We start from the raw sequence: 12,905 nt of genomic DNA on the forward strand, positions 1-12,905 counted from the left end.
CGCTTTCTGCTTTCCGCTTCATTCCTAATTGATAACTCGTAATTAAAACTTACGTTATGGCAGATTTAAAAACAGACGGTTCTACCCAGTCGGCCAACATATGGCCATTAGTGAAATTTTCCTTCAAGGTAATATGGGATAAAGATGAAATTGTATTCCAGGAAGTAAGTGGCCTCTCTTCAGAAACACAGGTGATCGAATATCGCGGCGGCAGCAGCAAAACCTTTTCCACCGTGAAAATGCCGGGTATTCAGAAGTTCAATAACATCACCTTCAAAAAAGGTACCTTCCAGAACGATTCTACTTTGTGGACCAAGTATGTAGGTAAAGATGGTGGTATAAAAATGAATACCATTCCACGTGCCAGCGTTACCATCAGCCTGCTGGATGAAACCGGCCAGATAGCCATGAGCTGGTCTTTACTTAATGCCTTCCCGGTAAAGATGCAGGTAACGGATATGAAATCCGATGCCAACGAAGCAGCCATTGAAACTATGGAAGTAGCGCATGAAGGATTAATGCTCATCTTACCGGCCATCAGCTAATTATTAAAAACATAGCAGATGCCTGATCCTTCATCATCGTCACCGCCTGAAGACTCTTCAGCAGCGCCGCTTCCTTTCTATCCGCCCTGGAGTTTTTATTTCAGTGTAGTGGTAGAGGGGTTTACCGGTACCAATGAAGGCAGCTTCCAGGAAGTGAGCGGCCTTTCCGTGAAAATGTCGCCAATGGAAGTAAAGGAAGGAGGGGAGAACCGGTTCTCACGCCGGTTACCCGTTCCTCCCAAGTATGAGAACCTGGTGCTGAAACGTGGCATGCTCATAGGCTCTGAGCTCACCAAGTGGGTGCAGACCAGCCTTACGCAGTTCACCTTTACACCCGCCACCGTAACATTGAACCTCCTGGATGGTGATGGCAGCATCCTGTCCACCTGGAGCTTTTCCAATGCTTACCCGGTAGCCTTAAAGGTCTCTGACTTCAAGGCGCAGGATAATGGCATCGTGGTAGAAACACTGGAGCTGGCCTTCGATTATTTTCAGCAAACAAAATAAGCCATGCCACTCGAAATACGCGAGTTGATCATCAAAGTGACCATTGAAGAACACGCCCCCAAAACGGCCGGCAACAACATCAGCAGCAGGGAGCTGCAGATGCTGAAGGAAAAGATCGTACGGGAGTGTATGGATAAGCTGATCACCAACATGGACAATTTATCAGTAAGGTAAACATAGGAGCAAATGCCGGATCCCGGAACATCCACAGCAGGAACACTTGTTAAATTATTAATACAGGGCTATTCGGAGCCTACCGCCACTTCAGGGCTGGTAGGCTCCATCAGCGCTGTCATTAACCCTGAAACCTATACGCTCAGCTATAATATTGCGTATGAGCAGGCAAAGACCTTAGGCGCATCTGCACCCACGGAAATATTTACCCGTATGTCATCCGGCGATTTTGACCTGGAGCTGCTGGCAGATGGTACCGGGGTAGTGCCGCTGCCCGCAGGCGTTTCTTCCGTAGACGACTATGTTCAGCAAATGATGGATATTGTGTACGATTACCAGGGCGATGTACACCGTCCCAATTACCTGCGCATCACCTGGGGCGAACAGGTATTCACCGGCGTATGTAAGAATATAACGGTTAAGTATACACTATTCACTCCCGGAGGCGCCGCCTTACGCGCGCTGGTTAAGCTTAAGCTGTCGGAATCTATACCGCTTTCAACAAAAACGCAGCAGGCCCGCAGAAGCTCTCCGGACCTTACCCATATGCGTACCGTTAAAGCCGGTGATACGCTGCCTTTAATGACCTACCGCATTTACGGAGAAGCATTCCACTACATGGAAGTAGCGCGGGTGAACGGTTTAAACAGCATACATGCTATTAAACCCGGTGATGAGCTATACTTCCCTCCATTAAAGAAATAAACCGAATGGCAGCCGCAAGTCCCACAAACGTACAGGACCCTACCTTACGTGTAACCGTTACCGCGAATGGTAAAGATATACAGGACCTGTATCCGATCCTCTCCGTGCGGGTACATCATGAGATCAACAGGATCTCTTATGCTGAAGTGGTGATCCTGGATGGAACAACTTCAGAAACCCAATCCGGTGTGGCCGGTGATTTCCCCGCCAGCGACAGTGCGTATTTTGTTCCCGGCGCTACGCTGGTTATTACCGCCGGTTACGGGCTGGTAGCAGGTACGCAGATCTTTACCGGCATTATCGTAAAGCAATCCATACAGGCCAATGAAAGCGGCGCCTTCTCACTTACCGTTACCTGTAAGCACAGCGCCGTGAAAATGACCATCAATAAAAAAGATGCGGTGTTCGCGAACCAGACCGACAGCGCAATTATGTCTACCCTGGCCGGTAACAGCGGTCTCTCGGCTACTGTTACCGCCACTACAGATGTAAATGAGCTGATGTTCCAGAAGTTTGCAACAGACTGGGATTTTTTACTGGCCCGCGCAGAGTTCAACGGTTACCTGGTATCCCTGACAGATGATCAGATAGTTGTAGGCCCGCCGCAGGTATCGGGTACTGCAGTGCTGCTGGTGGCATTCGGAGAATCCATCAACAGCTTTCATGCAGAGCTGAATGCGGAAAGGCAGCCGGCATCGTTGTCTGCATCTGCCTGGGACCCGCAAACACTTGCCCTGCTGGAATCCAGCGCTACAGAGCCTACCCTGAATGAGCAGGGCAATCCCACGCCCAAAGCTATGGGCAGCCTGTTACAGGACACACCTTTGCAGCTGGTAGCCAATACTCCCTTAACACAGGCCGAGCTGAAAACCTGGGCCGACAGCACTTTGCTGCGCCTGCGTTTGCAGGCCGTACGCGGCAGAGTATCCTTTATGGGAAATGCCAGCGTATTACCCAATACGCTCATTGAGCTATCCGGCGTAGGCACCCGCTTTGATGGTAACGCCTACGTAACCGCTGTTACGCATGAAATGAAGGATGGGGAATGGGAAACCCATGTGAAGTTTGGGCTGGATAGTATGCCTATCTATGAAAAGAACAACTTTACCTATTTCCCCGCAAACGGCCAGCTGCCTGCCATGCAGGGCTTACAGCTGGGAGAGGTGATGAGCATTTCCATGGACCCCGGTGCAGAATACCGGGTGCAGGTAAAGCTGGCATCCACCGCCGCCGGGCAAACCGGTACCTGGGCCCGGCTGGGAAATTTATACGCCACATCCAATGCCGGCGATATTTTTTTTCCGGAAATAGGAGATGAGGTGGTAGTAGGTTTTGTGGAGAACGATCCGCGCTACCCCATCATCTTAGGCAGCTTGTATAGCAAGGGCAAAGTGCCGCCCGTAGTGCCGGCAGACAATAACAACTATACAAAGGCCATCTATACCAAAAGCCAGTTAAAGGTAACGTTTGATGATATGAATAAGGTGATCACCATTGCCACACCTGGCGGTAACACCATTACTATGAGCGATACCGCCATGGGCATACAGATCACGGATATGAACCAGAACACTATTAAAACATCCGCTTCCGGTATAGAGATCACCAGCGTAGCAAATATGACCCTGCAGGCCACCGGCACCATTACGCTGAATGGCACCGGCGGGGGAAATGTTACTACGCCGGCCAACGTAGCCGTAAGCGGTATGAACATTGCCAATACCGCCACCACCGCATTTGCCGCCACCGGCACCAGCACCGCGCAGCTCACATCAGGCGGCGTGGTAACGGTGCTGGGCGCAACTGTGATGATAAATTAATTACGAATTAAACACCTCACATACACTTGTAATTCGCATTTATAATATAATTCGTAATTGAAAAATTCATAATTAAACTGACTACTGGCACAATTGTAAAACACAATTCGTAATTAAATAATTCGTAATTCTCATGGGACAACCAGCCGCACGCCTTACCGATATGCACACCTGCCCGATGGTAACACCGGGCCTGCCGCCCATTCCGCATGTAGGCGGTCCCGTTATAGGACCGGGCATGCCCAATGTGCTCATAGGCATGCTGCCCGCAGCTGCCCTGGGCGATATGCTTACCTGTGTAGGCCCGCCGGATAGCATTGTTATGGGCTCCGCAACAGTGCTCATTGGCGGCCGCCCCGCCGCCCGCATGGGCGATATGACAGCGCATGGCGGCGTAATTGTAACCGGTTTTCCCACCGTATTAATAGGAGGATAAAGATGGCAAAGGAGATACAATCTTTTTTAGGCACCGGCTGGAGCTTTCCGCCTTCCTTCGATAAGCTGGATGCCAGCGTACAAATGGTGTCGGATGTGATGGACATTGAAGAAAGCATCCGCATCATACTCAGCACCATACCCGGCGAGCGCCTGATGCAGCCGGACTTTGGCTGCGACATAAAAAGGCTGGTATTTGAAATAGCCGATTCCCGCATGATCAGTGAGCTGAATCATATTATTTACCACGCCCTGTTAAAATATGAACCGCGTATTAAGTTCATAGATGCCGTGGTGGCAGACAGAAGCCAGGAAACCGGCGCCCTGTTCATGCAGATCACCTACAGCATTATAGCCACTAACACAAGACATAATATGGTATATCCCTTCTACTACCTGGAAGGTACCAACATTAGCGACGGATGAGCAACTTTTTTGAACATATACAGGACGGTATCAGTCAGTTGGAAAGGCAGTTGGAGGCCCTGGTACCGGACTATGTGAAAGTGGATGACAGGTCGCCGCATGAGCTGTTGCAGCTGCTCACACACATTGCCACCCAGTTTAACTACTACAATTTTCACAACCAGGTAGAAGGCACCTGGGAAGAATTCTTTCATGCCGACCTGGTTGTGATGCTTATCACTGCCAGCGCCCTTGACTTCACACACTATGAAGCCTCGTTCCTGCGCATCCGCGAAAACCTGAACAATGCGGAAAATGATGATGAGCTGTTCGATCATACACAAGCGCTGTTCCTGTTACTGTACGACATTGGCATTGTGCTCATGGATGTGCTGCAGAAATTACGGCAGGCCGATAAAACCTACGCCGTATGGCATTACATAGAGCAGGTAATAGATGTGCTGGAAGATGACATGACCCGCCTGCACCGTTTTGAATACCAGGTGATCAGCTTATTTCCCCGGCAGGTGGCCCTGCATGAGCACCGCGTACGCCCTCTGGAAATGACGCATACGCTGCGCCGCCTCTACAGCCGCGCATTCAATAACCCCGGTGAAGGCACAGAGGTGTTTGAAGGATTTTATTCCCTGAACACGCTGTATGATAACCTGCGTACTAAATTTTACCAGGTATCCAGCTCCGCCGGCTACTATTTAAGGAACCAGCTGGCAACAATGCAGCATACCCCGCATATGGGCCTGCTGCTGGCTTTTATAGAGCTCTATAAACATCTGCAGCAGCAGATCAACAAGATCCCCAAACGGCATCTGGATTATTATTACCGGCAGGTGCTGGGCATCCGCTCATTACCCGCAGTGCCCGACCGGGTACATGTTTTCGTAGAGCCGGTGCCGGTAGCACATAACTTTACCATAGAAAAAGGACAGGTGCTGCTGGCAGCCACCAATGCACGTAAAGAGCCGCTGCCCTTTGTTTTGCAGGATGCGGTAAAGGTGCATAACATAAAGATCATGGGCCTGTATAGCCTGTATGTAAGCGATTATGTGCAGATAGCCGCCTCCACGCTGCAGCTGCGCGATATCCGCGAAGCGCAGCCCTACCTGGCCGTGCATCCCATAACGCCTGCGGCAGATTATCAGAAAGAAGGTACGGTCATTAAACCCTGGCTGCTGCTGGGAGAGGATCAGCATGATATTTCAGATTCCCGCCGTACCATGGAAGATACCAATGTGGGCTTTATCATTGGCTCGCCGGTAATGTACCTGAAAGATGGTTACCGGCAGGTGCATGTAAAGCTTTATTTTGAGCCGGACACTTTCAGCGGCTTTGTAGCCTATGTGCAGAACTTTGCCAAAGTATCTAACCGCAGTGAATCCGTAGTGCTTACGCAGCTGCTTGCCGGCGCTTTCCTTATATATTACACGGCTCCCGATGCATGGGAGCCCATTCCGCGTTTCAGTGTAAAAAGCAGCATAGCGGAGCTTACGGATAATAGCATGGAAATTTTCTTTGCGCTGGACCCTACTGATAAACCCTGGGGCGTATATGATGAAAAAGCGCACGGCGGCGGGCTAAGCTCTAAGCAGCCCTTCTTAAAAGTGTTGTTGAACAATACCAGCTTTCACCATGCTTACAGCTACCTGCGGCCTATGCTGCTGGAACGTGTATGCGTAAAAGTGAATGTGACCGGCCACAGGTATTTTAAGATGCAGAATAACATAGGGCCGGTAAGTGCAGACAGCTCTTTCCTGCTGTTTGGCCCGCAGCCCTATGTAGGCTCTTTCCTGGATATCCGCAACAGCAACATCTTTAACCGCTTTACACGCAACTTTACCATTAACCTGGAATGGTTAAACCTGCCCCGGCATGAAACCGGTTTCGATGCCTATTACCTCAGCTATGATGCAGGCATGCAGAACGAGGCATTTAAAGTAGGCATCAGCAGCTTAAACAACGGCGTGTATTTTCCCGAACGGCAAAGCCAGCAAAACCTGAACCTGTTTCAAACCACCCGCGACCGGGAAGGAAAGGTTTATTTATCGGAAAACACCGTGCTGCAGAATGTGGATTTCACCAGGCTGTCATTTCCCAATAATATGCTGCTGGCCGAAGAATGGCAGCCGGATATTTCGTTATACCGCGAAGGCGCTATCCGGCTTGAGCTGCTGTCGCCCTCTGAAGCCTTTGGCCACCGCCTGTTCTCACAGATCTTCCCGGAAGTGATCATGAGCAATGCGCAAAAAGGCATTCTTCCGAAAAAGAAGATGCCGGTTCCTAACCTGCCTTACCTGCCTGTTGTAAAATCCATTTCCATTAACTATACGCTGGAACATATGGAGGCCCTCAAATCTGTACAAACAGAACAGCAGGGCGATGGGCTGGAAGTATACCAGGTGCTGCCCTACGGTTACCGTAAAACTTATCCCGTACCCAATAACACAACTTTTGCGCTGGTGCCGGTAGCAGAAGATATGGGCAACCTGTTCATAGGTTTCAACCGCCTGTATCCCAATGAGGAGCTGTCGTTACTTTTCCAGCTGGAAGAAAAACATTACAGTGATACCGCCGTTGGCATCACCCCCTTAAAATGGAGCCACTTAAACAACAACCGCTGGCTGCCCTTTGAAAGAACGCAGCTGTTATCGGATGATACGAACAACCTGCTGAAAAGCGGCATCATTAAAATACGTGTGCCCGATAACATTAGCAACGGCAGTAGCATGATGGACCCGGAGCTTTTCTGGATCAGGATCTCCGCAAGCCAGGTTACCGGCGCTAATCCCAGGGTAATAGGCATTTTTCCCAACGCTGTGGTAGCAGAAAGGCAGCTGATGGGCGACGGTGAAAGCCTGAATGAAACATTGTCCATTGATCCTTTCTCCATCAAAAAATTTCAAACAGATATAAAAACTATCCAGCAGGTATGGCAGCCATTCCCCTCTTTTGGGGGCCGGCAAAAGGAAACGGAAATGCAGTATTATACCCGCGTAAGCGAGCGCCTGCGGCATAAGCAAAGACCCGTGCTGAGCTTTGATGTTGCACAGATCCTGCTGCAGGAATTTCCGGAGCTGCTGATCGTAAAATGTTTGCCTATTGATGCAAACCGTATGAAGCATATGCCGGAGCAGCCGGATGTAAGCATTATAGTGGTGCCTGCCCCGCCCAAGAACAGCAGCGGGCAGTTCAACACCCTGGAACCAAAGGTAGACCTGGCCACGCTGTACCGCATACAGGCCTTTGTACAAAAAAAGATGTCGCCTTTTGTAAAGGCCGAGATCAGGAACCCGGTGTATGAACGCATAAAAGTAGTATGTAAGATCCGGTTCATACCTACGGATAATAACTACAACGATAACCTGTACCTGCAAAAGCTGCAGGAAGATATCAAGCAATACCTTTGCCCATGGCTGTTTAATACGGTTAATGATTTTAAGATAGGCACGGTGCTATACCGTTCTGAAATGCTGAACTTCATTAACCGCCTGCCTTATGTGGATTATGTTACCGGCTTTTCACTGGTGCATTTTTATTATGAAAAGAACCCGCGCAACGGGCAGGTAATGGGCCGCATTACAGATACTGCCGCCGAAGAAGTGCCCTTTATCCGCGCCTCCGTACCGGAAGGGGTGCTCATTCCTTCCGATGAGCATTTGATCACAGTGCTGGATGCGTCTTTGTATGAAGATCCGCAGGCCCTGGGCATCGACGGATTGCTGGTAAGCAATGAGCTGCTGGTAGGTAAGGAGGCCGATGCAGGCCCGCCGGCGCAGCATGACAGTTCGTCTTTTGAAGAAGAAATGCTCACAATTAGTATTCAACCCAAATAAATCCGGTTCATTATGGACGCTAAACAAAATAAAAAAATGTATGGGCGCGAAGAGCTCAAGCAATATTTCAGGAACGGGAGAATGCCTACAGAAAATCACTTCGGCTATCTGATCGATTCCACGATCAATAAACAGGAAGATGGCTTTTCCAAGGATGAAGAAAATGGATTGCTCATATCTGCCCTGGGCGGCTCTAAAAGATTGGTTTCTTTTTACCGCGCCACCGACGACCTGGAACCATTTTTCATGATGGAAAAAGATGAGCAGGAATATCCCAGCCTGCGCCTGCAGCCCAATCAAAGGGAAGGTGCGCAAAAGGAGCAGGACGAAAGAGCCTTTTTCTTTCATATGGATGGAAAGCTGGGCGTAGGCAAAAAATGTGATCCCAGCTTTAAGGTAGATATCAACGGTTTTGCCGGCATGGAAGGCCGGGTGGGCACTTACAAGGTAGGGAAGATCCCGGCGGATGGTAAATGGTATCCCATTTTGCAGGAGCTGGATAACTGCCAGGCCTTTGAAGTAGTAGCGCGCACCGGTTTAAAACATGCAGGCCGCCATGCAATGATGCATGCCTATGCGCTCAGCACCTTTGGAGGCCGCCGCAATAAGATCCGCCAGGAATGTGCCTATTACGGCTTTTGCTGGAATAAGATCAAGCTGCGCTGGAAAGGCCGCACGCATAACTATGCCCTGCAGCTGCGTACCAACAGCAATTACGGCCCGGGAGTAGAAATTTACTACCGCATTACCCGCCTTTGGGCAGATGATGTATTTATGCCGGACGAATATTATTACTAGCAGGCAGCAAACCACCTTACTTTAAACCATCATTTTTTCAACCGTGGCAGATACACCTTCCATAGTAATAAACCGCGACAAGGCCCGCGAGGCCGCATTTGAATATGAGCAGCTGCGCCGCGAAGCCATTGCCCATGTGCAGGCTTTGTCCGGCAATACCTGGACAGATTACAACCTGCACGATCCCGGTGTTACCATCCTGGAACAGCTTTGCTATGCCATTACCGACCTGGCTTACCGTACAGATTTTCCTATTGATGAAATACTGGCCGATAAGAACGGTAACATTGATCCGCTGCTGCATACCTTTTTTGCAAAAGCCGCTATCCTCAGTTCAGCGCCCGTAACCGTCAATGATTACCGGAAGCTGATCCTGGATGAAGTAGATGAAATAGAGAACGTTTGGATTGAGCCCATACCCTCCCTGCAGACCTGTGGCACCACCAAAGGTACTTACCGCTTGTTTCTGCAGATAGAAGATGAGCTGGTGACAGCAGCAGCCGGTAATCCCGATGCGCTGAAACCAATAGTAGCTGCAGTAGAGCGCTGTATGATGGCCCACCGTAACATTGGGGAAGATGTGGAAGCATTTGTAGTGCTGCAGCCGCAGGAAATATCATTGAAGGCCGAGATCATGGTCGATAGCAAGTATGACCCCCAGGAGCTGATGGCCCATATGTGTAATGCATTTGAGTTTGCGCTGCATCCGCCTATCCGCTTTTTTACAGAAGCAGAGCTGCTGGACAAAGGCTACAGCATAGAAGAAATTTACTGCGGTCCGCTGTTGAAAAAAGGGTTTATTGTAGAAAGCGACCTGCGGCCCCGTCCCGGCATCGTAGATCCGGCAGTGTTAGTAAAGGCAGTATCAGAAGTAGCCGGGGTTATTAAAGTAAAAACCCTTACCATCGCCGGCGAAGATGGCAATTACTCCGCCCGTCCCTTAACCCTGAAACCCGGCAGCTACCCGATGTTACAGATTGCCGGTGATAAGAACGACATTAAAATATTCAGCGATAAATACGAATACCGTTTAAAAGAAGTGGCTTTCTGGAACACCTACCAGAAAATGAAGATCATTGCCCGCCGTAAGTTCGTAGGCCAGAAAACAGGAGATACCCATATACCCTTAAAAGCATCTTACCGCAACCTCAGCTGGTATTATTCCCTGCAGCATCATTTCCCCTACATTTACGGCATTGGTGAGGAAGGGCTGGATAAGCAGGCCACAGAACGGCGTAAGGCCCAGGCCAAGCAGCTGAAAGCATACCTGTTATTCTTTGAGCAGCTGCTGGCCAATTACCTGGCCCAGCTGGGCAGCATGGGCAATTTCTTTTCACCGTTAACAGACGGTGCCACGCCCTACACCTACGCAGTACAGCCTTTATATAATGTACCGCATGTGCGCAATCTGCTGGCTGCCTTTACAGGAAAACAGCCTGCACAGGAATGGGATGAGTTTAAGGAAGATACCGGCAATGACTATATGAAAGCGCTGCAGCATGAGCAGGAAACCAGCAAAACCTACCAGGAACGTAAAACCCGTGTGCTGGATCATTTGCTGGCCCGCTTTAACCTGTCGCTCATGAAATATCCCGTAACGGTTTATGAGCATGTATACGGGGATGCAGCAGCTGATGAGCCCCGGATAAGCCGGGAGCTGGAATGGAAAGCAAGCATTCTCCGCGATGTGGTAAAGCTAACCGCCAACCGCCTGCATTCATTTGACTATACTGCAGATCCTTTTACGCCCGGCGAATGGTCGGGGTATGAGAACTGGCTGCGCCATTTATTATATATACCCGGTGATAAACGTAAACGCCTCAGTGAAGTATTTGATGCAGAACATTTAAAGGTAGAGGTGCATACACGGCCCAGTCACATGCACCTGTGGCTCACCAAGGAATACACGGTGCGCGATGAGGTGATCAAGGTAACGCTGCAGGACCTGCCGGATACGCCGCCGGAAAACAGGTACGACTACGGCAACCAGCCCGTTTCTTTCCTGAAGCATGGCTTAAGCATAGAGAACTACCGCATTGTATATGATGAGGAGCGCCGGGAATACCTGGTAGTATACCGCCACCGCCAGCACGAAATATGGCGGGTGGTAATAAGGGCCGGCACCCGCGCGCATGCCACGCATGCCCTGCAGGATATGATCAAACACCTGCGCAGCATCAGCGAGCAGTCCGAAGGGTTTTACCTGGTAGAGCACCTGCTGATGAAACCCTGGAACTATGAGCGCCGTTTTGGTTACCGCATGTACGACCGCAACGGTAATGTGCTGAAAGAGCATCCTTACTGGTACACCTTTGACGAAAGGGAGGAGGCCATAGCCAAGCTGCAGGAAGAAGCTGCAGCACAGCAAGCCTACTTTGAGTTTTACATAAAGCAGGGTTACGGCCAGATGCTGCGGGAAGACTTTTATCGTTTTGGCCTTACCGTAGTATTTCCCGCATGGCCTGCCCGTTTCCAGCTGCCGGAGTTCAGGGCTTTTGCAGAAGAGCTGTTCCGGGAGCATACCCCGGTGCAGTTTGTGATCCAGTTTAAGTGGTTAGGCATTGGCGCTATGCGCAGCTTTGAAAAGGAATACTTCAACTGGCTGGATCTGCTACGCCAAAAAAAGGACCTGCAGGAAGATACCAGCGAATTGATTAAGATGCTGGCAGGAGAACATTATTTTGATCTATGAGTGAGGCGCACCATATTATCCGGCAGTACACCTTTGATGTGCAAAGCAGCAACAGGGCGCAATCGCTGGCGCTGCAGGAGCGCATCAGCCACCTGTTCCGGCAGCGGATCAGCGGCGATATGGATATGCTGCTGCAAAGGATCGTACCGGAACAAATGGTGGCCGTGCTGGATACGCTTGAATTAGACCTGGGTTTTATTTTATACAAAGATGTAGAAACAGAGCTGCCCGCTAAAATAATGTCGGCCCTTGAAAAGGCGCTGGCAGATATTCTGCGTTACGGTATTTCCGGTGAGCAGTACACACTTACCGGCAAGGTGCAGCTTAAAACCGGCGCCGACCGTTTGTCTGAGCTGCTGCGTTATTACCTGCTCGGCGGGGCCATGCCCTGGTGGGCCACTGCAGCAGAACGTAAACAACCGGAGCTGGCCATCATACACCTGGCAGCTGCGGAGCCTAACCGCCTGGCAGCTTTGCTGCGCGATATTGCCAGGGCTGCGTATGTGCGTCAGCGTATTGCGTACCAGTTTCCCATAGCCGCCATTCAGCAGGTAGTTACCGTGCTGGAACCCGCAGAAGCCGTTTTTATTTTCGCCTATAGCCGGGAAATTGTGCAGCTGCAGCAACGCCAAACCATCCTGCAAACAGAAAGTAAAACACTGGAAAGGGCAGTATGGTGGTTTGTGCTGAATTACCTGTTCACGGAAACCAGCGCTTACTTTAACCGCAAACAGTTTGTACGCAGCCACCTGGGCCAGATGGCGCAGCACTTTAATGTAGCGTATGAACACTTGTTGCAGCTGTTCTATAACGCCCTGTTATTTTATAAGCAGGATACGGCCGAAGCCAGTGTGGGTGGTTTTATAAGAACGCTTTACGAGGAATATGCCGGTGAGCAATTGAAGGCAGGCCGCTATCCACCCAATACCACGGATCACAGGAACACCACACCGGATGAGCAGGTAGCGGTGCTCCG

11 protein-coding genes are annotated in these 12,905 nt (G+C 50.2%); all 11 read left to right on the top strand.

All coding sequences use genetic code 11. The annotated features are described in order from the left end of the window. The first annotated feature begins 56 nt into the window (after positions 1–56). Complete coding sequence (locus VIM87_RS19280) at positions 57–545, top strand: phage tail protein (RefSeq protein ID WP_331998575.1); 489 nt, start codon at positions 57–59, stop codon at positions 543–545. A gap of 18 nt (positions 546–563) precedes the next feature. Then, positions 564–1,052: a phage tail protein gene (locus VIM87_RS19285; protein WP_331998576.1), complete on the top strand. Its 489-nt coding sequence runs from the start codon at positions 564–566 to the stop codon at positions 1,050–1,052. A gap of 3 nt (positions 1,053–1,055) precedes the next feature. Then, positions 1,056–1,226, top strand: coding sequence for a DUF5908 family protein (locus VIM87_RS19290; protein ID WP_331998577.1), 171 nt, complete (start codon positions 1,056–1,058; stop codon positions 1,224–1,226). Between the two features lie 12 nt (positions 1,227–1,238). Beyond that, positions 1,239–1,931, top strand: coding sequence for a hypothetical protein (locus VIM87_RS19295; RefSeq protein WP_331998578.1), 693 nt, complete (start codon positions 1,239–1,241; stop codon positions 1,929–1,931). 5 nt (positions 1,932–1,936) lie between these two features. Continuing rightward, the gene (vgrG, locus tag VIM87_RS19300) at positions 1,937–3,751 is read left to right on the top strand and encodes a type VI secretion system tip protein VgrG (protein WP_331998579.1); all 1,815 of its coding nucleotides are present in this window, start codon (positions 1,937–1,939) and stop codon (positions 3,749–3,751) included. A gap of 133 nt (positions 3,752–3,884) precedes the next feature. Continuing rightward, positions 3,885–4,187, top strand: a complete 303-nt coding sequence (locus VIM87_RS19305; protein ID WP_331998580.1) for a PAAR domain-containing protein — start codon at positions 3,885–3,887, stop codon at positions 4,185–4,187. Between the two features lie 2 nt (positions 4,188–4,189). Next, positions 4,190–4,612 carry a GPW/gp25 family protein gene (locus VIM87_RS19310; RefSeq protein ID WP_331998581.1) on the top strand — a complete coding sequence of 141 codons (423 nt, stop codon included), beginning with the start codon at positions 4,190–4,192 and terminating at the stop codon, positions 4,610–4,612. Beyond that, positions 4,609–8,439: a hypothetical protein gene (locus tag VIM87_RS19315; RefSeq protein WP_331998582.1), complete on the top strand. Its 3,831-nt coding sequence runs from the start codon at positions 4,609–4,611 to the stop codon at positions 8,437–8,439. Before VIM87_RS19310 ends, VIM87_RS19315 begins: the two co-directional genes overlap by 4 nt. A gap of 12 nt (positions 8,440–8,451) precedes the next feature. Further along, positions 8,452–9,237, top strand: a complete 786-nt coding sequence (locus VIM87_RS19320; RefSeq protein WP_331998583.1) for a hypothetical protein — start codon at positions 8,452–8,454, stop codon at positions 9,235–9,237. Between the two features lie 43 nt (positions 9,238–9,280). Then, positions 9,281–11,929 carry a hypothetical protein gene (locus VIM87_RS19325; RefSeq protein ID WP_331998584.1) on the top strand — a complete coding sequence of 883 codons (2,649 nt, stop codon included), beginning with the start codon at positions 9,281–9,283 and terminating at the stop codon, positions 11,927–11,929. Next, positions 11,926–12,905, top strand: a 980-nt coding sequence (locus VIM87_RS19330) for a contractile injection system tape measure protein (RefSeq protein ID WP_331998585.1), incomplete at its 3' end; no start/stop codon positions are given. The genes VIM87_RS19325 and VIM87_RS19330, both read left to right, overlap by 4 nt.

Source organism: Chitinophaga sp. (genome assembly GCF_036569125.1).
Lineage (GTDB): Bacteria > Bacteroidota > Bacteroidia > Chitinophagales > Chitinophagaceae > Chitinophaga.